This is a genomic window from Actinacidiphila guanduensis, assembly GCF_900103985.1.
Classification (GTDB): Bacteria; Actinomycetota; Actinomycetes; order Streptomycetales; family Streptomycetaceae; genus Actinacidiphila; species Actinacidiphila guanduensis.
The window spans coordinates 39835-63394 of sequence record NZ_FNIE01000010.1 but is presented as its reverse complement, the minus strand read 5'-3'; the positions used below and the strand labels follow the sequence as shown (position 1 = coordinate 63394).

17 protein-coding genes are annotated in these 23560 nt (G+C 74.7%); 10 read left to right on the top strand and 7 right to left on the bottom strand.

Going from position 1 to position 23560, the window contains the following annotated elements; translation table 11 throughout:
• Nucleotides 1-18: 18 nt before the first annotated feature.
• Nucleotides 19-1824, bottom strand: coding sequence for a 3-hydroxyacyl-CoA dehydrogenase family protein (locus tag BLR33_RS22115; protein WP_093786310.1), 1806 nt, complete (start codon nt 1822-1824; stop codon nt 19-21).
• A 269-nt stretch (nt 1825-2093) separates the two neighbouring features.
• Nucleotides 2094-3206 carry an Rv2578c family radical SAM protein gene (locus BLR33_RS22110; protein WP_093786309.1) on the bottom strand — a complete coding sequence of 371 codons (1113 nt, stop codon included), beginning with the start codon at nt 3204-3206 and terminating at the stop codon, nt 2094-2096.
• 194 nt (nt 3207-3400) lie between these two features.
• Here BLR33_RS22110 and BLR33_RS22105 point away from each other — a divergent pair, with 194 nt between their 5' ends.
• Nucleotides 3401-3853, top strand: coding sequence for an SRPBCC family protein (locus BLR33_RS22105; RefSeq protein ID WP_093786308.1), 453 nt, complete (start codon nt 3401-3403; stop codon nt 3851-3853).
• 141 nt (nt 3854-3994) lie between these two features.
• Nucleotides 3995-6613 carry an MFS transporter gene (locus BLR33_RS22095; RefSeq protein WP_322987180.1) on the top strand — a complete coding sequence of 873 codons (2619 nt, stop codon included), beginning with the start codon at nt 3995-3997 and terminating at the stop codon, nt 6611-6613.
• Nucleotides 6614-6794: 181 nt separating this feature from the next.
• Here the strand turns inward: BLR33_RS22095 and BLR33_RS22090 are convergent, their stop codons facing one another.
• Entirely contained in the window at nt 6795-8489 is a 1695-nt protein-coding gene (locus tag BLR33_RS22090) for an MFS transporter (RefSeq protein WP_245771582.1), read from the bottom strand.
• Between the two features lie 533 nt (nt 8490-9022).
• Here BLR33_RS22090 and BLR33_RS22085 point away from each other — a divergent pair.
• From BLR33_RS22085 to BLR33_RS22070, 4 genes are read left to right on the top strand one after another with little or no spacing between them, the layout of a single operon-like run.
• Entirely contained in the window at nt 9023-9859 is an 837-nt protein-coding gene (locus BLR33_RS22085) for a M55 family metallopeptidase (RefSeq protein WP_093786306.1), read from the top strand.
• Nucleotides 9852-11258 (top strand): M20/M25/M40 family metallo-hydrolase, encoded by a 1407-nt coding sequence (locus BLR33_RS22080; protein WP_093786305.1) that lies wholly within the window; start codon nt 9852-9854, stop codon nt 11256-11258. Before BLR33_RS22085 ends, BLR33_RS22080 begins: the two co-directional genes overlap by 8 nt.
• Nucleotides 11255-13258: a S9 family peptidase gene (locus BLR33_RS22075; RefSeq protein WP_093786304.1), complete on the top strand. Its 2004-nt coding sequence runs from the start codon at nt 11255-11257 to the stop codon at nt 13256-13258. Before BLR33_RS22080 ends, BLR33_RS22075 begins: the two co-directional genes overlap by 4 nt.
• Nucleotides 13255-14238, top strand: coding sequence for a S66 peptidase family protein (locus BLR33_RS22070; RefSeq protein WP_093786303.1), 984 nt, complete (start codon nt 13255-13257; stop codon nt 14236-14238). Before BLR33_RS22075 ends, BLR33_RS22070 begins: the two co-directional genes overlap by 4 nt.
• A gap of 416 nt (nt 14239-14654) precedes the next feature.
• Here BLR33_RS22070 and BLR33_RS22065 read toward each other — a convergent pair whose 3' ends face one another.
• The gene (locus tag BLR33_RS22065) at nt 14655-15779 is read right to left on the bottom strand and encodes a sensor histidine kinase (protein WP_093786302.1); all 1125 of its coding nucleotides are present in this window, start codon (nt 15777-15779) and stop codon (nt 14655-14657) included.
• The gene (locus tag BLR33_RS22060) at nt 15772-16635 is read right to left on the bottom strand and encodes a response regulator transcription factor (protein WP_093786301.1); all 864 of its coding nucleotides are present in this window, start codon (nt 16633-16635) and stop codon (nt 15772-15774) included. Before BLR33_RS22060 ends, BLR33_RS22065 begins: the two co-directional genes overlap by 8 nt.
• Nucleotides 16636-17583: 948 nt before the next feature.
• Here BLR33_RS22060 and BLR33_RS22055 point away from each other — a divergent pair.
• Nucleotides 17584-18822: a M14 family zinc carboxypeptidase gene (locus BLR33_RS22055; protein WP_245771581.1), complete on the top strand. Its 1239-nt coding sequence runs from the start codon at nt 17584-17586 to the stop codon at nt 18820-18822.
• A 62-nt stretch (nt 18823-18884) separates the two neighbouring features.
• On the opposite strand, the gene BLR33_RS22050 is transcribed toward BLR33_RS22055, so the two are convergent.
• Nucleotides 18885-20327: an MFS transporter gene (locus BLR33_RS22050; protein ID WP_093786300.1), complete on the bottom strand. Its 1443-nt coding sequence runs from the start codon at nt 20325-20327 to the stop codon at nt 18885-18887.
• Between the two features lie 60 nt (nt 20328-20387).
• On the opposite strand from BLR33_RS22050, the gene BLR33_RS22045 reads away from it, so the two are divergent.
• The gene (locus tag BLR33_RS22045; protein WP_093786299.1) at nt 20388-20888 is read left to right on the top strand and encodes a winged helix-turn-helix transcriptional regulator; all 501 of its coding nucleotides are present in this window, start codon (nt 20388-20390) and stop codon (nt 20886-20888) included.
• 166 nt (nt 20889-21054) lie between these two features.
• Here BLR33_RS22045 and BLR33_RS22040 read toward each other — a convergent pair whose 3' ends face one another.
• Nucleotides 21055-21531 (bottom strand): GNAT family N-acetyltransferase, encoded by a 477-nt coding sequence (locus BLR33_RS22040; protein ID WP_176930379.1) that lies wholly within the window; start codon nt 21529-21531, stop codon nt 21055-21057.
• Between the two features lie 101 nt (nt 21532-21632).
• Between BLR33_RS22040 and BLR33_RS22035 the strand changes: the two genes are divergently transcribed.
• Complete coding sequence (locus BLR33_RS22035) at nt 21633-22433, top strand: exodeoxyribonuclease III (RefSeq protein ID WP_245771580.1); 801 nt, start codon at nt 21633-21635, stop codon at nt 22431-22433.
• Nucleotides 22434-22670: 237 nt separating this feature from the next.
• Complete coding sequence (locus tag BLR33_RS22030) at nt 22671-23429, top strand: Mut7-C ubiquitin/RNAse domain-containing protein (RefSeq protein WP_245771579.1); 759 nt, start codon at nt 22671-22673, stop codon at nt 23427-23429.
• Nucleotides 23430-23560: the final 131 nt, after the last annotated feature.

The window sequence follows — 23560 nt, the reverse complement described above, 5'->3', positions numbered from 1 at the left end:
GGGAACGTAACACGCCCCTCACCGGTGGGCGTATTCGCGGAACCCCCGGCCGGTCTTGCGGCCCAGGCAGCCCGCCGAGACCAGGTGCTCCAGCAGCGGCGCGGGTGCCAGGCCCGGGTCGCGGAACTCCTCGTGCAGCACCTGCTCGATGGCGAGCGAGACGTCCAGGCCCACCACGTCGAGCAGTTCGAACGGGCCCATCGGGTAGCCGCCGCCCAGCTTCATGGCCGCGTCGATGGCGTCCACGCTCGCGTAGTGGTCCTGCAGCATCTTCACCGCGTTGTTCAGGTACGGGAAGAGCAGCGCGTTGACGATGAAGCCGGCCCGGTCGCCGCAGTCCACGGGGTGCCTGCCGAGCGCCGCGCACACCTCGCGGGCGGTCGCGGCGGTGTCCTCGGCCGTCAGCACCGTGCGCACCACCTCGACCAGCTTCATCGCCGGCGCCGGGTTGAAGAAGTGCATGCCGACCACGTCCTGCGGCCGGCCGGTGGCGCGGGCCATCGCCACCACGGGCAGCGAGGAGGTCGTCGTCGCCAGCACCGCGCCCGGCCGGCACACCTTGTCCAGCACCCGGAACAGCTCCTGCTTGACGAACAGGTCCTCGGCCACCGCCTCGACCACCAGATCCGCGTCCGCGAAGGCGTCGTACGCGCCGGTGGGCGTGACCCTGGCGACGGCCTGCTCGCGCTGCTCCGCGGTGATACGGCCCTTGGCGACCGAGCGGTCCAGCGAGGCGGCCAGGCGTGCCACCGCCCGCTCGGCCTTCTCCGGCGTCCTGGCGGCCAGCACCACGTCCATGCCCGCCTTGGCGAACACCTCCGCGATACCGGTCGCCATGGTGCCCGAGCCGGCCACGCCCACCCGCCGCACCCGGCGGCCCGTGCCCGTCGCGGGCCGTTCGGGCGGCGAGGCCGCGTCGGGCACGACAGTGCCGGAGCCCGGGGCGGTGTAGGTGTAGAAGCCGCGGCCGGACTTGCGGCCGAGCAGCCCGGCCGCGGACAGCTGCCGCAGCACCGGCGCCGGGGCGTGCAGGCGGTCCCGGGTGGCCTCGTACATCGCCTCCAGGACGGTGGTCGCGGTGTCGGTGCCGATCAGGTCGAGCAGCGCCAGCGGGCCCATCGGCAAGCCGCAGCCCAGCCTCATGGCCGCGTCGATGTCCTCCCTGGTGGCGTACCTGGACTCGTACATCGCGGCGGCCTGGTTGAGGTAGCCGAAGAGCAGGCCGTCGGCGATGAAGCCGGGGCGGTCGCCGACCGGCACCGGCTCCTTGTCCAGGGAGCGCACCAGGCCGGTCACCGCGCGGGTCGTCTCCGGGGAGGTGAGCACGGTGGAGACCACCTCCACCAGCCGCATCGCGGGCGCGGGCGCGAAGAAGTGCAGACCGAGCACGCGGTCCGGGCGGGAGGTCTCGGCGGCGAGGCGGGTGACGGAGAGGGCGTTGGTGCCCGTGGCCAGGATCGCCTCGGGCCGCAGCAGGCCGTCGAGCGCGGTGAAGACCTCGCGCTTGACGTCGTAGCGCTCGTCGACCACCTCGATGACGAGATCGGCCGCGGCGGCCGCGCCCAGGTCGGGGAAGGTGCGGAACCGGGCGAGCGCGTCGGCCCGCTCGGAATCGGAGAGCCGGCCGCGCGCGACGGCCCGCTCGGTGCGGGCGGACAGGGCGGCGGCGGCCCGGCGGGCGGCTGCGTCGCTGACATCGACGCCGATCACCTCGTGCCCGGCGCAGGTGAGCACCTCGGCGATGCCGGTGCCCATGGTGCCCAGGCCGATGACGGCGACCACGGAGGGAAGGGGGGCGGGAACGGAAGACGTCGGACGGTCCATCGCGTGACTCCAGGTGCGATCTTCCGCGGGCGCAACGGGCGCGCACGGCAAGGGGGTTGAGGTGGAGTCGCGGGGCGCGCAGACACGCCCGCGGAAGAGGCACGGCCCTGTCCCGGGGCCGCGCCGCGATCTGCCGAACCGACAACGGCGACCGTCCGGCGGCTGCGTCACCATCCGCCGAACGTGTCCCTCGAATATAACTCGCGGGTAACTTGAGCGCCAGCCCTCGCGCCCAGGTGATGTGGGGCACTCACAGATGAGCGGCTGCCTCACATCAGGGTGAGCTGGGTGGGCTCGGGCGCGCTGGGCGCATGCCCTTGCCCGGACGGCGGGCCCGGGTCCTCGGTGTCCCCGGCGTCCCCGGCGTCCCCGGCGTCCCCGGAGTTCCCGGCGTCCGTTCGGCCGGCCGCCTCCCGGCGGGCGTCCGCGCGGAAGCCGGCCGCCGGGCCGCAGCCGAACTCCGCGGCGAACTCGTGCACTTGGCGGGTGATCCGCCGCTGGTACCACTTCGGCGCGTACGAACCGCCCGCATACAGCGCCTCGTAGCGCCGCAGCAGGTGCGGGTGGGTGCGGGCGAGCCAGGCGGTGTACCACTCGCGGGCGCCCGGCCGCAGGTGGAGCACGAGCGGGGTCACCGAAGTGGCGCCCGCGGCGGCTATCGCCCGCACTGCCGCCCGCAGTTGCTCGGGGGAGTCGCTGAGGAAGGGCAGCACCGGGGCCATCAGGACCGCGGTGGGTATGTCGTTCTGCGCGAGGGTGCGGCAGACCGCGAGCCGTGTCTCGGGGGAAGGCGTGCCCGGTTCGACGCTGCGCCACAGCTCGCCGTCGAGGAATCCGACGGACAGCGCGATGGACACCGAGGTGACCCGTGCGGCCTGCCGCACCAGTTCGAGGTCGCGCAGGATGAGCGAGCCCTTGGTGAGGATGGAGAAGGGGTTCGCCCGGTCCCGCAGCGCGGTGAGGATGCCGGGCATCAATTGGTATCGACCCTCGGCCCTCTGGTAGCAATCCACGTTCGTGCCCATGGCGACGTGCTCGCCCTGCCAGCGGGGGGAGGCGAGTTCGCGGCGCAGCAGCTCCGGCGCGTTCACCTTCACCACGATCTGCGAGTCGAAGTCGTGGCCGGTGTCGAGGTCGAGGTAGCTGTGCGTCTTGCGCGCGAAGCAGTACACGCAGGCGTGGGAACAGCCCCGGTACGGGTTCACCGTCCACTCGAAGCGCATCCGCGAGGTGCCGGGCACCCGGTTGAGGATCGACTTCGCCCGCACCTCGTGGAACGTGATGCCGCGAAAGCCCGGCGTGTCGAAGGTCCTGGTGGTCACCGCCGACGTGCCGAAGAGCGCTCCCGCGGAGTCCTCGGCGCTCAGCCCGTCCCAGCGCATGGCGCCCTCCTTCCGTCGTCCGCCCCCGGGGCCGCGGGCCGGCCCCTCGTCCACAATAGAACACAGATTCGAAAACCGGGTGTGGTTGGCTTGGGGTGTCGCGTGAAGAACACGCGCGAAGGCGCGGGACCGGCCGGCGGGGCAAGGCGCGCAGCAGCGCCGCCCGCCCCGGTCCGCAGGAGACAGGAGTAACCATGGCGCTGGTCGAAGCCACCACCGAGCGGATCGTCGCCGCGGAACCGGAGCGGGTGTACGCCGCCCTCTCCGACTACGCGGGCACCCGCCGGTCGGTGCTTCCTGCGCAGTACAGCGAGTACGAGGTCCGCGAGGGCGGCCAGGGCGCCGGCACCGTGGTGCACTGGCGCCTGCAGGCCACCAGCAAGCGGGTCCGCGACTGCCTCTTCGACGTCACCGCCCCCGCCGACGGGCAGCTCGTCGAGACCGACCGCAACTCCTCGATGGTGACGGCATGGACGGTGACGCCGGAGGGCGAGGGCAGCAAGGTCGTCGTGAAGACCACCTGGCAGGGCGCCGGCGGCGTCGGCGGCTTCTTCGAGCGCACCTTCGCACCCAAGGGCCTCAACCGGATCCAGGACGAGGTCCTCGCCAATCTCGCCGCGAGCGTCGAGAAGCAGCCGGGCGCCTAACTCCCCGGGAACTCGGCCGGTTTCGCGATCATTCACTGATACGGGTGGTTTTGCCGGCTTCCTGAGACTCGTCGCACCTGTCCGTCGTTGTCGCCTCATGCGGGAGACGGTGGCGAAGCAGGTGCGACGAGGGGAGTGGCAGTGAGTTCCAGCACGCTGGCCGGGCATGCGGCCGCGGCGAAGGACGAGGTGGGGGGCGGTGCGGCACAGATCGCACCGGAGCAGGTCGCCGCCGCGGGCCTCGATGCGGCGGGTCCGACCGCGAGCCCGGCTGCCGGACCGCCCCAGGAGGGCGCCCCCGCAGCCGCGGGCGGTGCGGCCGAGGAGGCCGCCGACACCGCCGGCACCGCCGCCCCCGGTGCCGGGTCCGTGCCGCTCAGCCCGCGCCGGCTGCGCCTGGTCTTCCTCGGCCTCATGCTCGCCCTGCTGCTGGCCGCCCTCGACCAGATGATCGTGGCCACCGCCCTGCCGAAGATCGTCGGCGAACTGCACGGCCTGGACCGCATGTCCTGGGTCGTCACGGCCTACCTGCTGGCCTCCACGATCGGCCTGCCCATCTACGGCAAGCTCGGCGACCTGCTCGGCCGCAAGGGCGTCTTCCAGTTCGCGATCCTGGTCTTCGTCGTCGGCTCCGCGCTGGCCGCCTGGTCGCGCACGATGAACGAGCTGATCGCCTTCCGCGCCATCCAGGGCGTCGGCGGCGGCGGGCTGATGATCGGCGTCCAGGCGATCATCGCCGACATCGTGCCGCCCCGGCAGCGCGGCCGCTACATGGGCCTGATCGGCGCCGCGTTCGGCGTCGCCTCGGTGGCCGGACCGCTGCTCGGCGGCTTCTTCACCGACCACGCCTCCTGGCGCTGGTGCTTCTCCATCAACGTGCCCTTCGGCCTGGTCACGCTCCTGGTGATCACCCTGGTGCTCAAGCTGCCCCGCCCCAAGGCCCGGCCGCGCCTGGACGTCCTGGGCGCCCTGCTGCTGGCCGCCGGCTCCACCTGCCTGGTGCTGCTCACCACGTGGGGCGGCTCCACCTACGGCTGGCGGTCCCGGGAGATCATCGGCCTGGGGATCGCCACCGCCGTCTGCGCGCTGCTCTTCGTCGTCGTGGAGCGCTTCGCCGTCGAACCCGTGATCCCCCTGCGGCTGTTCCGCGACGGGGTCTTCAACACCAGCGCCATGATCGGCGCCGTGGTCGGCGTCGCCCTCTTCGGCGCCGCCAGCTACCTGCCGACCTTCCTGCAGATGGTCGACGGCGCCAGCGCCACCGGCTCCGGCCTGCTCATGCTGCCGATGATGCTCGGCGTCGTCGCCGCCTCCATCGCCGGCGGCCAGCTGATCAGCCGCACCGGCCGCTACAAGGTCTTCCCCGTCGTCGGCGGCGGCCTGTCCGCCCTGGGCATGTACCTGCTGTCCCGGCTGGACGCGCACACCGGCCGCCCCGAGTACAGCGTCTACATGGCCGTCCTCGGCCTGGGCATCGGCATGATCCTGCCGGTCCTGGTGCTCGCCGTGCAGAACTCCGTGCGGCCCTCCGACATCGGCTCCGCCACCAGCGCCAACAACTACTTCCGGCAGATCGGCGGTTCGGTCGGCGCGGCCGTCTTCGGCACGCTGTTCGCCAACCGCCTGGGCGACCGCCTCGCCGTCGAACTGCCGCACGGCGCCGCCCTCCCCGACCCCCAGTCGGTGACCCCGCAGCTGGTCCGCACCCTGCCCGCGGCCGTCCGCGACGGATACGTCGCGGCCTACGCCGAGGCCATGCCGCGGATCTTCCTCTACCTGGTGCCGGTCCTGGTACTCGGCTTCGCCCTCGCCTTCCTGCTCAAGGAGAAACCTCTGGTGACCCAGCACGGCCCCGCCGCCCCGGCGGCGTTCGAACCCGGCTACGAGCCCGGCCACGACCCCGGCACCGGCCGCGACCCGGTGTACGGATCGGCCGGCCCGGCCACCGCCACCCTCACCGCGCCCCCGCACGACGCGGGCGTCCCCGGCGCCCGTCGCGGCGGCGGCGTACCGGTGTGCGGCACCGTCCAGCACTCCGACGGCACCTCCGTCGGCCGCGCCGCCCTCACCCTCATCGACGGCTCCGGCCACCAGGTCGGCCGCGGCGCCACCGCCGAGGACGGCCGCTACGCGCTGAGCACCCCCGGCGCCGGCAGCTACGTGCTGATCGCCGCGGCCGGGGGCCACCAGCCGCAGGCCGTCAGCGTCACCGTCGCCGACCACCCGGTCGAGCTCGACGTGGTGCTCGGCGGCGCCGGGCGGCTGGCCGGCAGCGTCCAGACCGCCGACGGCACCCCGGTACGGGACGCGATCGTCACCCTCACCGACGTGCGTGGCGATGTCGTGGGCACCTCCCGCAGCGACCGCGAGGGCGGCTACGCGCTGACCGACCTGGTGGCGGGCGAGTACACCCTGGCCGCCAGCGCGCCCGGCTTCCGCCCGGCCGCCCTGCCGGTCTCCGTGCAGGCCTCGCGGGAGACCCGCCAGGACGTCGAACTGGCCGGCGGCGCGGTGCTGCGCGGCACCGTGCGGGCCCCCGGCGGCCGCCTGGTGGAGGACGCGCGGGTGACGCTGCTGGACGCGGCGGGCAACGTCGTGGACTCCGTGACCACCGGCCCCGACGGCCACTTCCGCTTCGTCGACCTGGCGGCGGGCGAGTACACCGTCATCGCCGCCGGCTACCCGCCGGTCGCGACCGTGCTCCAGGTCGCCGGCGGCGGCCGCACGGAGCGCGACCTGCAACTCGGGCACGCGGACTAGCCACTGCGGCACGCCGTTTTGCGGACGGGCCCCGGATTCGGGCCCTTCGCGCTCCGGGGCTCCTCCCCCCGGCTGCTCCGCGGGAAGTCCCCTCACGCCCCGGCGGCGGGCCCGCACCACCCATGGGTGCGGGCCCGCCGCCGGGGTCTTCGCCGTCTGCCTGCCGCCGTTCGGGCGGGGCTCAGTGCTTGGCGGGCTCGCGCCCGGTGCCGTCCTGGATCTGCGCCTTGTCGCACTGGGTGCCGCGGATCAGGGCGTAGGAGCCGCCGATCCGGTAGGTGCCGCCCTCGGGGGCGTACAGCCGGGTCCAGTCGCCGTCCGGCGCCAGGCAGCCGTGCTTGCTGTCGGTGACGCCCTCGATGCCCAGGACCGGCGACCACGGGATGCGCAGCAGCACCGAGCCGCTGTGCGGCATGGTGACCGTCAGCTCCGCGGGCCCGGCCTGCTCCACCCGGGCCGGGTGGTCGGCCATCGGCAGCGGGTCGGCGACGCGGTACACCTGCCAGTCGGCGTCCTCCCAGACCAGGCTCAGCCACGGCGGCTGGGCGGCCACCAGCTTCGCCTCGGCGACCGCCGCGGTGTCCGGCTGGGCGGAGGGGAGCACCACGTAGTCGACGCTCCAGCGGCGCAGCCAGTCGTGGTAGGTGTCGGCGGTCAGGGTGCCGTCGTAGAAGAGGGGGTTGCGCTCGACGTCTGCCTGCCGGTTCCAGCCGCGGGCCAGGTTGACGTAGGGGGACAGGCCCGAGGCCTCCCAGTGCGAGCGCAAGGGGACCACCTCGACCCGGCCGCGGTCGGCGTGCAGGTCCTTCAACTCGTCGATCAGCGGGGCCGCGTGGTAGCTGGCGACCGAGGCGGAGGAGGTGTTCACCTGGTCGACGATCGGCGTGGCGATCTGCCAGGCGGCGGCGCCGGCGAAGGCCAGCCACAGCAGGACCGAGCGCTTGGTGCCCCAGGTGGTGGCCATGGCCACGATCAGCAGCACGGTGCCGCCGAAGAGCAGCGCGAGGCGCTCGACGTTGCTGCCGATGGGGGAGGGGATCACGAAGGTGAGCACCACGCCCAGGGCGTACGCCCAGGAGCCCAGGTGCACCGCCTTCCAGGCGCGTGGCACGGCGAGCGCGCAGGCCACCGCCACCGCGAACGGGATGATCGCGAAGTACCAGGCGAAGGGCTGCACTCCGTAGAACGGGAAGAGCAGCGAGGTCGCGCCGACCACCACCGGCGGGGCGGCGGCCACCAGGTAGGCCTCCTTGCGGCGGCCGGTCAGGAAGAGGGCGGCGGCCACCACCATCAGGAACAGGCCGGCCACGGGGCTGCACATCGTCGCCAGCGCGGCCATCGCGGTGACCGTCAGCAGCCGTGGCGGGCGCCCGCGCTCGGCCTTGCGGGCCGGGAAGAGCAGCACCGTGCCGGCCATGGCGAAGAGCATGCCGAGCTCGAAGGTCACCCGGCCGGAGACGGCGTCACACCAAAGAGCGAACGTCGTCCACAGCACCGGGATCATGGGGCGCCGGACCCGGGCGCGGACGATCAGCGCGGCCCCGAGGGTGGCCGACAGGGTGCCGGCGAGCACGCCGGTGGCGCGGACCCCGAGCGCGGCCATGACATAGGGCGAGAGGATGCTGTAGGAGGCGGGGTGCATGCCGCCGTACCACGACAGGTTGTACGTGGCGGAGGGGTGCGCCTTTATGAACTCCGTCCAGGCGTACTGGGCGGCCATGTCGCCGGAGTCCTTGGCGAGGAAGAACGCCCACAGCACGTGCAGCACCGCGGAGAGGGCGGTGGCGACCACCAGGGGGCTGCGCAGGTCCACTCGCTGGAGGAGGGCCCTGGGGCCGCGGACGGCGGCGAGGCGCGCAGGCTGCCAGGTGGTCACGTGCCCTCTTCCGATAGCGGGTGCGGATTCCCGGCCGGGTCCCGTCCGGCGGGATCGGACCCGGGCCCGCCCGTCCGCACGGGGAGGTCAGAGTCCGAACACAGGGTTTGGACGCTAGCACGGCGGGAGTGGTTGCTCCCGCGCGGGCGCATGCCGGCGAGCGGCGCCGCGGACGGCCGCCGGACGGCACTGCACCGAGCACAACGAACCACGGACGGCGCCGATCCGCCACGCATTTACCGCCGGGCAGGCCCGCCGTATCCGCGTCTTCCCCGGCCGCGCGGGATCGAACCTGCCGCGACGGCAGGGCAGTTCGGGCCGCGCCGGGTCAGGGCGGCGGCAGGGCGGCCCCGACGTGCGCGGGGAGTCCGACCGGGCGGTGGCCCGCCGCCGCTGCCCCCGGGGAAAAGGCAGGTCGCAAGGGGTTTCCCCGGTCTCCGGGGCAATCTTGACCGGTCTAGACCTCTGAAGTTGTCCACAGGGCGGATGGGGCTCTGGCACGGCGCGGTCCGGGCCGCGTAACGTGACGTGCCATGACGAAGATCCTGATCTCGGCGGACATGGAGGGCGCGACCGGTGTCACGTGGCCGGCCGACGTCCTGCCGGGCAGCGAGCAGTGGCAGCGCTGCCGCCACATGTTCACCTCGGACGTGAACGCCGCGATCGCCGGCCTCTTCGACGGCGGTGCCACCGAGGTGCTGGTCAACGAGGCGCACTGGACCATGCGCAACCTCCTGCTGGAGCAGCTCGACGAGCGGGCGCAGATGCTCACCGGGCGGCACAAGGAGCTGTCCATGGTCGAGGGCGTCCAGCACGGTGATGTGGACGGCATCGCCTTCGTCGGCTACCACACCGGCGCCGGCACCGAGGGCGTCCTCGCCCACACCTACCTCGCCAACTCCATCACCGGCGTGTGGGTCAACGGACAGCAGGCGAGCGAGGGCCGGCTCAACGCGCTGGTCGTCGCCGAGTACGGGGTCCCCGTCGTCCTGGTCACCGGTGACGACCGCACCGTGGTTGACGCGCGTGGATACGCACCGGGGGCCAAGGGCGTCGCCGTCAAGGACTACGTCTCGCGGTACGCGGCGATCTGCCGCCCGCCGGCCCGCACCGCGGCCGACATCCGGGCCGCCGCCACCGAGGCCGCCGCCCTCGCGGTGCGCCACGAGCCCGCGCAGGGCGGGCCGTTCACCGTGGAGCTGGAGTTCGACGCGGTGCACCTGGCCGGCGCCGCGACCGCGGTACCCGGCGTGGCGCACTCCGGCGAGCGCCGGGTCGCCTACACCCTGCCGACGATGTACGAGGCCATCCGGGCCTTCAAGGCGGTCACCACCCTCGTCTCCCAGGCCGTGGAGGAGCAGTATGGCTGAGCAGATCCCCGGCGCCGCCGGGCAGGACAGCGCCGCGGGCACCGACGCGCAGGCGCTGGATGAGGTCGTCCGCTTCACCTCCGACCTCATCCGCATCGACACCACCAACCGCGGCGGCGGCGACGGCCTGGAGCGCCCCGCGGCCGAATATGTCGCCGAGCAGCTCGCCGGCGCCGACATCGAGCCGCGGATCCTGGAGTCCGCGCCCGGCCGGGCCAACGTGGTGGCCCGCATCGCCGGCACCGATGCGGCCGCCGACGCGCTGCTCGTCCACGGCCACCTGGACGTCGTGCCCGCCGAGGCCGCCGACTGGAGCGTGCACCCCTTCTCCGGCGAGGTGCGCGACGGTGTGGTGTGGGGTCGCGGCGCCATCGACATGAAGAACATGGACGCGATGGTGCTCGCCGCTGTCCGCGCCTGGGCCCGCACCGGCCGCCGCCCGGCCCGCGACATCGTGCTCGCCTTCACCGCCGACGAGGAGGACAGCGCCTCCTACGGCTCGGGCTTCCTCGCCGACAAGCACCCCGAGCTCTTCGAGGGCTGCACCGAGGGCATCAGCGAGTCCGGCGCGTACACCTTCCACGCGAGCGACACCCTGCGGATCTACCCCGTCGCGGCCGGCGAGCGCGGCACCGCCTGGCTGCGGCTGACCGCCCGCGGCAAGGCCGGCCACGGCTCGAAGGTCAACGGGGACAACGCGGTCAGCCACCTGGCCGCCGCCGTCGCCCGCATCGGCGAGCACCGCTGGCCGCTGCGGCTGACCCCCACCGTGCGCGCCAGTCTCACCGCGCTGGCCGAACTGCACGGCCTGCCCGCCGACCTGGAGACGCCCGAGGGCGTGGACGCGCTGGTCGACGCCCTCGGCCCGGCCGCGACCTTCGTGCGCCCCACGGTCCGCAACAGCGCCAACCCCACCATGCTGGACGCCGGTTACAAGGTGAACGTCATCCCCGGCTCGGCCACCGCCTTCGTCGACGGGCGCGTACTGCCCGGCGGCGAGCAGGAGTTCACCACCACCCTGGACGCCCTGACCGGCCCCCACGTCAGCTGGGAGTACCACCACAAGGAGGTCGCCCTCCAGGCCCCCGTGGACTCCCCGTCCTTCGCCGCGATGCGCGAGGCGCTGGAGCACTTCGACCCCGGGGCGCACGTGGTGCCGTACTGCATGTCCGGCGGCACCGACGCCAAGCAGTTCTCCCGGCTCGGCATCACCGGCTACGGCTTCTCGCCGCTGAAGCTGCCGCCCGGCTTCGACTACAACGCGCTCTTCCACGGGGTGGACGAGCGGGTGCCGGTCGAGGCCCTGCACTTCGGCGTCCGCGTCCTGGACCGTTTCCTGCTGCGCACCGGCACCGCCGGGAGCCCCGCCGGCCCGACCCGCCAGGAGGCGGCCCGATGACCACCCCCGCCATCTCCCGCGCCCCCTACGGCACCTGGCCCTCGCCGATCGACGCGGCCACCGCCGCCGCGCACGACGGCAGTCCCGAGTACGTGGGCACCATCGGCGACGAGGTGTGGTGGACCGCGCCCCGCCCCGCCGAGGGCGGCAGGCGCGCCCTGGTCCGGCTGCTGCCCGACGGCACCGAGCAGGTCCCGCTGCCCGCCCCGTGGAACGTGCGCAGCCGCGTCATCGAGTACGGCGGCACGCCCTGGGCCGGCGCCGTGGTCGACGGCTCCCTGCTGGTCGTCTTCGTTCACCACGCCGACCAGCGCCTGTACGCCTTCCGCCCGGACGCGCCGGACGCCGCGGGGCGGGAGCCGCGCCCCCTCACCCCGCTCTCGGCGGTCGGCGGCGGCCTGCGCTGGGCCGACCTGAGCGTGGACGCCGACCGCGGCGAGGTCTGGGCCGTGATGGAGGAGTTCACCGGCGAGGGGCCCAGCGACTGCCGCCGGGTGGCCGCCGCCGTGCCGCTGGACGGCTCCGCCGCCGAGGACCGGGCCGCCGTGCGCGAACTGGCTGCCGCCGGGCACCGCTTCGTCACCGCCCCGCGGCTCTCCCCGGACGGCACCCGGGCGGTCTGGCTCGCCTGGGACCACCCGCTCATGCCGTGGGACGGCACCGAGTTGCGGATCGCCGAGGTGGGCCCCGACGGCCGCCTGGGCGCGGCCCGCACCCTCATCGGCGGCCCCGAGGAGTCGGTGGCGCAGGCCGAGTGGGCGCCCGACGGCACCCTGCTCGCCGCCACCGACCGCACCGGCTGGTGGAACCTGCACCGGGTGGACCCCGTCACCGGCGAGGCCGTCAACCTCTGCCCGCGGGCCGAGGAGTTCGCCGGCGCGCTGTGGCGGCTCGGCCAGCGCTGGTTCCGCCCGCTCCCCGACGGCCTGGTCGCCGTGCTGCACGGGGTGGGCGGCCCGCGCCTGGGGCTGCTCGACCCGGTCACCGGCGAGGTCACCGACGCGGTGGGGCCCTGGACGGAGTGGAGCCCGACGCTTGCCGCCACGGGCCACCGCGTCGTCGGGGTCGCCGCGAGCGCCCGCACCTCGCACGAGATCGTCGAGCTGGACACCGCCACCGGCCGCACCCGCGTGATCGGCAGCGCCCACCACGACACCGTGGACCCCGCCTACCTGCCCGAGGCCCACGCCCGCACCTTCACCGGACCCGGCGGCCGCGAAGTTCACGCCCACGTCTACCCGCCGCGCAACCCCGCGATCCGGGGCGAGGGCCCGGCCCCCTACGTGATCTGGGTGCACGGCGGCCCCACCAGCCGCGCCGCCATGGTCCTCGACCTGGAGATCGCCTACTTCACCTCCCGCGGCATCGGCGTCGCCGAGGTCAACTACGGCGGCTCCACCGGCTACGGCCGCGCCTACCGCAACCGGCTGCGGGAGCAGTGGGGCGTGGTGGACGTCGAGGACTGCGGGGCCGTCGCCGAGGGACTGGTCGCCGAGGGCGCCGCCGACCCCGCGCGGCTGGCGATCCGCGGCGGCAGCGCGGGCGGCTGGACGAGCGCGGCCGCCCTGACCGGCACCTCCACCTACGCCTGCGGCACCGTCCTCTACCCGATCCTGGACCTGACCGGCTGGTCGAAGAACGGCGGGGAGACCCACGACTTCGAGTCCCAGTACCTGGAGTCCCTGGTCGGCCCGGTGGACGAGGTGCCGCAGCGCTACCACGACCGCTCGCCGGTCAACCAGGCGGCCGGCATCAGCGTCCCCTTCCTGCTGCTCCAGGGGCTGGACGACGTGATCTGCCCGCCCGTGCAGTGCGAGCGGTTCCTGGCCGCGGTCGCCGGGCGCGGAGTGCCGCACGCGTACCTCACCTTCGCCGGCGAGAGCCACGGCTTCCGCCGGCTGGAGACGATGGTGACCTGCCTGGAGTCCGAACTCGCCCTGTACGGGCGGGTGTTCGGCTTCACTGCCGAGGGCGTCCCGGAGCTGGAGCTGACCGTATGACCGAGCGGCTGCGCCGGGTCTCCGACGTCGTCGGGGTGCCCGTGCCCGCACTGATCCGGCCGCCGCGGCTCACCCCCGGCGACCGGGTCTCGATCGTCGCCCCCAGCGGGCCGGTGCCGCGCGAGCGGCTGGAGGCGGGTCTGGCCGTCCTGCGCGGCTGGGGACTGGAGCCGGACGTCGCCCCGCACGTGCTGGACGGCCACCCCTCGGGATACCTGGCGGCCACCGACCAGGCCAGGGCCGACGACCTGCAGGACGCCTGGTGCGACCCCGACACCTCCGCGGTGCTGTGCGCCCGCGGCGGCTACGGGGTGCAGCGCATGGTGGACCTGCTGGACTGGGACGAGATGCGCGCGGTGCCGCCGAAGGCGTTCGTCGGCTACAGCGACATCACCGCCCTGCACGAGGCGTTCGCCACCCGCCTGGGCCTGGCCACGCTGCACGGGCCGATGACCGCCGCCGAGACCTTCCTCACCGACGGCCCCACCCGGCAGGGCCTGCACGACGTGCTGTTCACCCCCGAGGACACCCTGCGCCTGACCTCGGCCACCGCCCGCACCCTGGTGCCCGGCCGCGCGCAGGGCGTCACCCTCGGCGGCTGCGTCAGCCTGCTCGCCGCCGACCTCGGCACCCCCTGGGCCCGCCCCTCGGCCGGCGGCGGCCTGCTCGCCATCGAGGACGTCGGCGAGGAGCCCTACCGGCTGGACCGCATCCTCACCCAACTGCTGCGGGCCGGCTGGTTCGAGGGCGTCTGCGGCATCCTCCTCGGCTCCTGGGCCGACTGCGGGCCCTACGAGGAGGTGCGCGCCCTCTTCCTCGACCTGCTCGGGCCGCTCGGCGTGCCGATCGTCGAGGAGTTCGGCTTCGGGCACAGCCCGTCCACGCTCACCATCCCACTCGGCGTCCCGGCGGTGCTGGACGCACCCGCCGACCCTTCCGTGCCCCCGAGCCTGACCCTGGAGACCCCGGCCCTGCGCTGACCACTCCCGGCGCCGCCTCACCGCCCACCCCGGCCCTCCCGGTCCCGCCCGCGAGGGCGGGCCGGAGCCCGTCCGCCGGGCAGTCCGTGGAAACGAGCGGCACTGCGGGCGCGAGGGCACCACGCCCGACGGCAGGAGGGTGGGGCCCCTGCCGAGGGCAGGCGGAGCCTCCACCGCCCATGGCGGGGCCGGGCGCCCCCCTATAGGGCGCCCCCGGGTACTGCGGGCGTGCGGGGCACCACCGCCGAGAGCAGGGGGTGGTTGGCCTGTGCCCGGCAGCGGCGGCGTGCGGGACTCTGCCTATCGGACGGGACCTATCGGACGGGACCTCCCGGACGGGCGCCGGCTCACTGGGGCCGCCCGTGGACGGTGGGCCGGGCCCGGCCGAACACGCGGGACCCTGCCGGACAGGACCGTCAGCGCACCGGGGACGCCGCCGGGAGGGCGACCTCGAAGCGGCAGCCGCCGGGGACGTTCCGCACCGTGGCGCGGCCGTGGTGGGCCTCCACGATGCCGCGCACGATCGCCAGGCCCAGGCCCGCGCCGGCCGGAGGCGTACGGGCGCCCGTGCCGCGCCAGCCGGTGTCGAAGACGCGCGGCAGGTCGTCGGCGGGTATGCCGCCGCAGCCGTCGGTGACCGAGACCACGACCGAACCGTTCTCGGCGTCGTGCCGGGCGGAGACCGCGACGGTGCCGTCGGCGGGGGTGCGGTGGATCGCGTTCGTCAGCAGGTTCGCCAGCACCCGTGTCATCTCGCGCCCGTCGACCTCGATCGGCACCTGCTCGACGCCCTCGCCCACCAGGTGCACCCCGTGCTCGGCGGCCAGCGGGTTCGCGCCCGCAAGGGCGTCGCCGACCAGGTCGTACACCGACATGCGGGCGGGGGTCAGGGAGAGGCCGCCGGCCTGGATGCGCGAGAGCTCGAAGAGGTCGCCGACCATGCCGCTGAGCCGGTCCACCTCGGCCCGGATCTGCCGGTGGTAGCGCGCCGGGTCCTCCGCTATGCCGTCCTCCAGCGCCTCGGTCATCGCCCGCAGGCCCGCCAGCGGCGTGCGCAGGTCGTGCGAGATCCAGGCGACCAGTTCGCGCCTGGACGCCTCCAGGGCCCGCTCGCGCTGCGTGGCCGCGGCGAGCTTCGCGCTGGTGGCGGCGAGTTCCCGGCCCAGCTCGGCGAGTTCGGCCGTGGGCGCCTCGGCGGGCGGCGCGAAGGCGTCGCCGTCCCCGAAGGCGCGGGTGGCCGCGGCCAGCGCCCGGCTGCCCGCCACCACCTTGCGGCCCAGGACGAACGTCACCGCGAGGGAGACCACCGCGGCCATCGCGCACACCGTCGTCACCACGCCGAGATCGTGCTCGGACAGGAACATCGCCCAGGCCACCGACAAGGTGCCCGCGAGCATCGCCGCCACGGTGACCACCGCGACCACGGCGAGGGACAGCGCGACCGAGCGGTGCCGGAGCAGCCGCAGCACCCCGGCGCCGACCAGGCCGACGGCGACCGCGCCCACCGAGGCGTAGGCGGCGATCTGCAGCGTGCTATTCATGGCCCCTCCCGTCGGCCCGGCCGGTCCCGCCGGTCCCGCCGGCGCCCTCCGCGCCGCCCGGGGCCGGTTCGGCGGGAGCCTCCTCGGCCCGGGTCGCGCCGCCGGGCCCGGGCGGCTGCGGGTCGAAGCGGTAGCCGACGCCCCACACCGTGCTGATCATCCGCGGCCGGGCCGGATCGGACTCGATCTTCTCGCGCAGCCGGCGGACGTGCACCGTGACCGTGGACAGGTCGCCGAACTCCCAGCCCCACACCCTGCGCATCAGCTCCTCGCGGCCCAGCACCCGGCCCGGGTGCCGCAGGAAGAAGGCGAGCAGGTCGAACTCCCGGATGGTCAGCGCCAGCTCCGCGCCCTCGCGCAGGGCGCGCCGGGCCGCCGGGTCGAGCGCGAGCGGCCCCGAGCGCAGCCACGGGCCGGTGTCGGGCGGGCTGCCGGCCCGGCGCAGCACCGACTCCACCCGCAGCACCAGCTCGCGCGGGCTGAACGGCTTCGTCACGTAGTCGTCCGCGCCGACCTCCAGACCGAGGATGCGGTCGTCCTCGTCGCCACGCGCAGTGAGCATCACGACCGGCAGCGGGCCGGCCTCCCGTATCCGGCGGCACACCTCCAGCCCGTCCATACCGGGCAGCATCAGGTCGAGCACCACCAGGTCCGGCCGGCGGGCGGCCGCCCGCGCCACCGCGGCGGGGCCGTCCGCGACCCGGTCCACGGCGAATCCGGCCCGGTCGAGGTAGCCGGCGACGACCTCGGCGACGGTGGGGTCGTCGTCCACCACGAGGATCCGCCGCCGCGCCGGGTGCGGCGGCGCGGACGGTACGGCCGAGGGGCCCGGCCCGGATGCGGATGCGCTGCTCATGCACCCGAGTCTGACACCGACCACTGACAGTGACCATGGCCGCCCGGTCGGTACGGGCCTGCCGTCCCTGTTTCGTAAGGAACTCCGCATGGCAGCCGCGGGAGAATTGCCGGGCAACGCGTCGGCGGGCCGGGCGGGAACTCGGGAGGACTGTCGGCAGGGCCCCGGGCCGTGGTCGGGGCGTGGTCGGGCCATTGTCGGGGCCGCGGCAGGGTGCGGCAGGGTGCGGCCGCCGCCCGGTTCGGCCCGGTCGCGCGCCCTCGGGCGCATCGTGCTCCGGCGGTCCCAGCCGCCCCGGCGCGTAGCGCGGCCCCGCACGGGGAACAGGAGTTACGGCCTCCGGCCGGTGCGAGGTTTCGGAACGGCCGCCTGCCGTACAAGTGCGCGGGTCCGTCGGAAAACGGTCGAAACGGCGGGAAAGCGGCGGCCTCGGCGGGCGTACGGCGACGGGCTCGCGTCCTGGGGGGAGGGTCGGCGGACGTCATCGGGGATGCCGGGTGCGTCCGCGCGCGGGTGCGGGTCCTTCCTCCGGCGTACCGGATGTGCGGTGATCGCGGTCCGGAATGCGGGCCGACCGCCGTAGGCGATTCGGCGCCTGCCGGTGACCGCACGCGGACGCGGAAGTCCGCGGCAAGAACGTCCGGGCGTGCAGGTGTCGCCGGGAGTTCGGCCCATGGCGGGGCGTGACCGCAGACCGGGCGACCGGCTGTGCGGCTGCGGCACCGCCCGCTGTGCCGCTGGCAGTCCGGGTCCGCGCCGCCGCGTCCGATCCGGCGCGTCTGCTCGGATACGCACCGCCGCGACCTGGAGACCGAGCGTGTCCGGCCCAAGTGCGCGCGGGGCCAGGTAGCACCGTTGACACCCCCGCAGTGCCGTGACCTACTAACGGAACCGGCTCGAAAGTCGCGGGATGCGGGCACAGGGGGCCCGCTGTGCAGGGGGATTGCTGTGACGAGAGAGCGATATCCGTCGACCGTAGAAGTCACTGAACGTGCGCGTCTGCTCACATTGCGATATCCCGGAGTGTGCCGACTGGCGGAGGTCGGAAGGTCCCGGGCCGGACGGCCGCTGATGATGCTGACGGTGGGTCAGGGGCCCCGCAACATCCTGGTGGTGGCCGGTCCGCACGCCAACGAGGCCGCCGTGGGCGGCGCCACCGCCCTCCACCTCGCCGAGCGCCTGGCCGACGGGCGCGACCGCGGCATCGACGACGGCAGCGCATGGCACTTCCTGCTGTGCATCGACCCGGACGGCGCCGCGCTCAACGAGCCCTGGCTGCAGGGCCCTTACACCCTGCGCCGGCACTACGAGCACTTCTTCCGGCCGTGCGCGGCCGAGCAGCCCGAGTGGCTGCCGCACGACGGCGCCGTGCAGAGTGCCGCGCTCCCCGAGACGCGCGCGCTGGTGGGCCTGCTCGACGCGCTGCGGCCCGCGCTGCAGTGCTCGCTGCACGCCATAGACGTCGGCGGCAGCTTCGTGCAGCTGACCAGGGACGTGCCGGGGGTGCCCGAGCGGATCGGCAAGTCGGCCGCGGAGCTGGACATCCCATTGGAGTCCGGCTCCTCCGACGCCTTCCAGTGGCCGAGCCCGGGCCCCGGTGTCTACGTGATGCCGCCCGCCTCCGACCCGGCCGCCGGCGACGGCGCCCACTCCACCTGGACGCACGCCGAGCGCTACGACGGGGTGACCGCGATCGTCGAGGTGCCGATGTGGGCGTGCGACCGCTCCGCCGACACCACCCCGCACCCCGACGCCGACCACGCCCTGCGGACCGCGGGGGCCGCGCTGCGCCGTGATCTGCCCACCGTGGCGCGCGTGCTCGCCCGCGTCGATCCCGAACTGGTCGGCACCGACGGGCCGATCCTGCGCACCGTCCGCGAACTGGTTTCCATCGGCCCGCAGCTGTCGGCCGAGTGGGACCCGGCGCTGCGCCCGCCGGACGCCGCCCCGCTGCCCGAGATGACCACCGCGCGCGTCACCAGCATCGAGGTCTACGCCCAGCGCATCCCGCTGCGCGCGGCCGCGATGCTGCGCCGGGTCGCCGCCGTGCCCGCCGTGACCGAACTGGTCGACGCCTGGTGCGCGGCCTACGAGGCGGCCTACCGCCCCCGCTGGGTCCCCGTCGAGGACCAGGTGGAGCAGCAGGCCCGCAGCGTGCTGGCGGTGTACGAGGAACTCTGCGCGTGAGCCGGGCGAGCAAGGTGGGGCAGAGCAAGGTGGCCGACCTCCTTGCGCGCGGCTCGCCGTGCCTACTCCTTGCGGGCCAGCGGGCGTTCGGGCCGCGGCTGCCCGGCGGGGGGCGCGGCCGGCGCGGTGCGGGCCAGTTGCACGCCGAGGGCGGCCGTCGCCAGGGCCAGGCCCGCGGCGAGCGACCAGGCCAGCCGGAAGTCGTCCGTCGAGGAGGCGGTCACGCGCGAGCCCACGATCGTGACCAGCACCGCGACGCCCACCGTGGAGGAGACCTGCCGTACGGAGTTGACGAGCGCCGAACCGGTGGCGGCGCGGTCGCCCGGCAGCGACTGGACGCCGGCCGCGACCAGGGTGCCGAGCGCGAAGCCGACGCCCGCGCCGCCCAGCAGGATGCTCGGCAGGAGGTCGCGCACGTAGTCGGGCGACGCCGAGACGAAGCCGACCCGCCACAGCATCCCGCCGCTGAAGAGGACGCCGCCGACGGCGATGAGCGGCCCGTGGCCGAAGCGGTGCGCGGCCCGGGCGGTCAGGACGGTGACGACGGGGACCAGCGCGGGCCCGGGCACCAGGGCGAGGCCGGTGCGCAGGGCGCTCCACTGCCAGACGTCCTGGCACCACAGCACGTTGGACAGCAGCATGATCGCGAAGCCGGTGCCGAAGACCAGGGTGCCGGCGTTCGCGGTGCCGAAGCGCGGCAACCGCAGCAGGTGCAGCTCCAGCAGTGGCGCCTGGTGGCGTCCCGAGCGCCGCCAGAACCAGGCACCGGCCAGCACCGCGAGCACCAGCAGGCCGAGGGTGCGCGGCGCCGCCCAGCCCCAGTCCGGCGCCTGCACCAGCGCCCCCGACAGCGCCGCCACCGCCACGGTGACCAGCACCGCGCCCCACACGTCGGGCAGCGCCCCCGTCTCGCGGGCGGCGGGGCGCGGCAGCACGGCCAGGCCCGCCGCCAGGGTGGCCGCGCCGATCGGCACGTTGACCACGAAGACCCAGCGCCAGTCGACCTCGACCAGCAGGCCGCCCAGCACCGGTCCCGCCGCCGCGGCCAGTCCGCCCACGGCCGCCCAGCCGCGGGTCGCGCGGGTCCGGCGCTCGGCGGGCACCGCGGCCAGCAGCAGGGCCAGCGACGTGGGCAGCTGGGCCGCGGCCCCGATCGCCTGCACCACCCGCGCCACGACCAGCACCCACAGCGAGGGCGCCAGCGCGCAGCCGAGGGAGGCGAGCGAGAAGACGACCACGCCGGCCAGGAACACCGGGCGCTGGCCGATCCGGTCGCCGATCCGGCCGAGGACGACCAGGAGCGCGGCGAGCGTGATCGCGTAGGCGTTGAGCACCCAGGACAGGCTGCCCAGCGAGGCCGGGTGTCCTCCGGAGGAGAAGTCCGCGCCCATGGCCGGCAGCGCCACGTTCACGATCCACAGGTCGAGGTTGGTCATGAACACCGCGAGGACGACGACCAGCGAGGCCAGGCGGGTGCGCTTGGAAAATCCAAGTGTCGAGGGCATGGGTCCAGCGAAGCATGGCTCACTTTGGAAATCAAACCCCGACCGTGCGACTGTTGACCCATGACAGGAACGCGCATCGACCCGAGGACCCTTGCCGGGCGGCCCTGCTCGATCGCCTCGGCGCTGGAACTGGTGGGCGACCGCTGGGCGCTGCTCGCGGTCCGCGAGATCGGCTTCGGCAATCACCAGTTCGGGCAGATCGCCCGCAACACCGGCGCTCCCACGGACCGGTTGACCGCCCGGCTGAAGGGCCTGGTCGCGGCGGGGGTCCTGGAGCGCCGCCCGAACCCGGACAACCCGCGGTTCCAGGGCTACCACCTCACCCGGGCCGGCCGCGAACTCGCCCCCGTCATCCGCGAGTTGCTGCGCTGGGGCGACCGCTGGGCGGTCACCGAGCCGCCGCAGAAGCTCTGGCACACCGTCCCCGGCGACCCGCACGGCGACCACGAGCTGGACAGCGTGGCCCACTGCCGCACCTGCGGCCGCGAGGTCGGCACCGGCGAGGTCCGGGCCGAGTTCCTCGACCCGGACTGGGACCTGTCGGGCCCGACCGACGCCTGAACCCGGCCCGGGTCCCCTCAAGAGCCTGCTGGTGGCGTCAGACGCGGCGGGGCCCGCCACCAGCAGGGTGCCGCTCGCGCCACGGCCCACCCGCCCCGGCGCGCCCGGGGCGAGGGGCCGGAACGGCTTCGTACCCGGCTTCGTACCCGGCGACCGGACCGGTGGCTCAGCCGCGCAGCGCCTTGCCCAGGTGGACGCTCAGCTCGGCGTCGCGGTAGTAGCCGAAGGGGGCGATCGACTCGTACCCGCAGCTCTCGTAGAGGGCGATGGCCTCCGGCTGCATCTGCCCCGTCTCCAGGACCATCCGGGTGCGGCCGGCAGCGGCGGCCGTGGCCTCCAGCTCGGCGAGCACCGCCCGCGCGAAGCCCCGCCCGCGGGCCTCGGGTATGACGAACATCCGCTTGATCTCCGCGTCGCCGTCCGCGAAACCCTCCTCCGAGGCGTCCTGCAGCCGCCAGCCGCCGCTGGCCACCGGGGAGTCCCCGTCGTACGCGACCAGGTAGAGGCCCAGCGGCGGTTCGAAGTGCTCGGCCGCCATGGGCGTGAGGTCCATGTCCCCGTACCGCACGGTGTACTCCTGCTGCACCATGCCGTCGAGCAGCACCGCGTCGGGATGGTCGTAGCGCGTCTTCCTGATCTCCACGCAGCCATCGTAAGCGGGCCCGCCGACAGTGCCTCCGCAGGTGGTGTGACCTGCGACGCAGCCGGGCCGGGCGCCGATCGCGGGCGGGTAGGGTCCCTGGGGTGAGCTTCAGCGTCGCCACCGTGAACGTCAACGGCCTGCGGGCCGCCGCCAAGAAGGGCTTCGGCGCCTGGCTGGAGGAGTGCACCGCCGACGTGGTGTGCCTCCAGGAGGTGCGGGCCGAGCCCGACCAGCTCCCCGACGAGCTGCGCGAGCCCGCCGGCTGGCACGCCTACCACGCGCCCGCCGCCGCGAAGGGCCGCGCCGGGGTGTCCGTGCTGACCCGCCGCAGGCCCGCCGCGGTGCGGGTCGGCTTCGGCGCCGCTGAGTTCGACGCCGCCGGGCGCTACCTGAAGGTCGAGCTGGCCGAGCCCGCCGTCACCGTGGCCAGCCTCTACCTGCCCTCGGGCGAGGCCGGCACCGAGCGGCAGGACGAGAAGTACCGCTTCATGACCGCCTTCGGCGCCCACCTGGCCGACCTGCACGCGCGCGCCGCCGAGGACGGCCGGCACGCCCTGGTCTGCGGCGACTGGAACATCGCCCACCGCGAGGCCGACATCAGGAACTGGCGGGCCAATCGCACGAAGGCCGGCTTCCTGCCCGAGGAGCGCGAGTGGCTGTCCGGCGTGCTCGGCAGCTGGCACGACGTGGTGCGCGAGCTGCACCCCGGGGCCGAGGGCCCGTACTCGTGGTGGTCCTACCGCGGCCGGGCCTTCGACAACGACGCCGGGTGGCGCATCGACTACCACGTGGCCACGCCCGGCCTGGCCAAGACCGCGCTGTCCGCCCATGTCGGCCGCGCCCCCTCCTACGACACCCGCTGGTCCGACCATGCGCCGGTGACGGTCGTCTACGACCTCTGAGCGGCAGGGCGGGGGCCGGGTACGGCCTTTCGGGGCAGGGCGTGTCGCGGGGCGCGGGCCTTCGGCGGGTCCGTGGTGGCGCCTTCGGCGGGTCCGCGACCGGTCGCCGTGGGATCGGCGGGCTTCGCAGCGCGGCCGACGGGGGCCGACCGGGGCGGCCAGAAGCGGGCAGAAGCCGGCTCTGCCGTGGCCTTATGGCGTGGAAGCCGCCCGCCCGGCGGTGGCATGCTGGGCCCCGTGAGCGCAGTCGCACAGAACCGGCCCCGCATCACCGTGCACGTGCCGGAGCCGTTGCAGGTCTTCCTGGCCGCGGGCCGGCGGGCCGGCACCGTCGAGGCGGTGACCGACGGGGTCTCCTCGCTCGGCCACGTCGTGGAGTCGCTCGGCATCCCCCTCACCGAGGTCGGCGCGCTGCTGGTCGACGGGCGCGATGCGGCCTACGCCCATGTGCCCGCGGCCGGCGAGGTGGTGGACGTACGCGCGGTCGCGCGGCCGCAGGAGGTGCCCGGGGCGCCGCTGCGTTTCCTGCTCGACGTCCATCTGGGCACGCTGGCCCGCCGGTTGCGCCTGCTCGGCGTCGACGCCGCCTACGAGAACGAGGACATCGGCGACCCCGCGCTCGCCGCCCTGTCCGCCCGCGAGAAGCGGGTGATGCTCTCGCGGGACCGCGGGCTGCTGCGGCGGCGCGAGATCTGGGCCGGCGGCTATGTCTACAGTGACCGCCCCGAGGAGCAACTGCGTGACGTGCTGGGCCGGTTCGCGCCCGCGCTCGCCCCCTGGACCCGCTGCGTCGCGTGCAACGGCGCCCTCGCGCCCGCCGACAAGGAGACCGTGCGCGACAGCCTGGAGCACGGCACCCGTGCCTCCTACGACGTCTTCGCCCGCTGCACCGCCTGCGATCGCGTCTACTGGAAGGGCGCCCACCACGCCCACTTGGAGTCGGTCGTGGAGTGGGCGGTCCGCGAATACGGCCCGGCGGGCGCGGGCCGCGGCTGAACGGGCGGGCGGGGGGCAGCGGGAGTACGCCGCCGCGCCCGTGGGGTCTACGGGACGGGCAGAGCCCACTCCTGGGTGGGTTCGAGGCGTAGGCGGTCGGAGCTTTCGCGAGCAGGCACCGATGTCCCGGC

Coding starts and splice junctions, on each gene's coding strand:
- BLR33_RS22110 (WP_093786309.1), bottom strand. CDS start 3,206: ATGCGCTGGGACGGGCTGAGCGCCGAGGACTCCGCGGGAGCGCTCTTC.
- BLR33_RS22105 (WP_093786308.1), top strand. CDS start 3,401: ATGGCGCTGGTCGAAGCCACCACCGAGCGGATCGTCGCCGCGGAACCG.
- BLR33_RS22070 (WP_093786303.1), top strand. CDS start 13,255: ATGACCGAGCGGCTGCGCCGGGTCTCCGACGTCGTCGGGGTGCCCGTG.
- BLR33_RS22080 (WP_093786305.1), top strand. CDS start 9,852: ATGGCTGAGCAGATCCCCGGCGCCGCCGGGCAGGACAGCGCCGCGGGC.
- BLR33_RS22075 (WP_093786304.1), top strand. CDS start 11,255: ATGACCACCCCCGCCATCTCCCGCGCCCCCTACGGCACCTGGCCCTCG.
- BLR33_RS22065 (WP_093786302.1), bottom strand. CDS start 15,779: ATGAATAGCACGCTGCAGATCGCCGCCTACGCCTCGGTGGGCGCGGTC.
- BLR33_RS22115 (WP_093786310.1), bottom strand. CDS start 1,824: ATGGACCGTCCGACGTCTTCCGTTCCCGCCCCCCTTCCCTCCGTGGTC.
- BLR33_RS22085 (WP_093786306.1), top strand. CDS start 9,023: ATGACGAAGATCCTGATCTCGGCGGACATGGAGGGCGCGACCGGTGTC.
- BLR33_RS22050 (WP_093786300.1), bottom strand. CDS start 20,327: ATGCCCTCGACACTTGGATTTTCCAAGCGCACCCGCCTGGCCTCGCTG.
- BLR33_RS22060 (WP_093786301.1), bottom strand. CDS start 16,635: ATGAGCAGCGCATCCGCATCCGGGCCGGGCCCCTCGGCCGTACCGTCC.
- BLR33_RS22045 (WP_093786299.1), top strand. CDS start 20,388: ATGACAGGAACGCGCATCGACCCGAGGACCCTTGCCGGGCGGCCCTGC.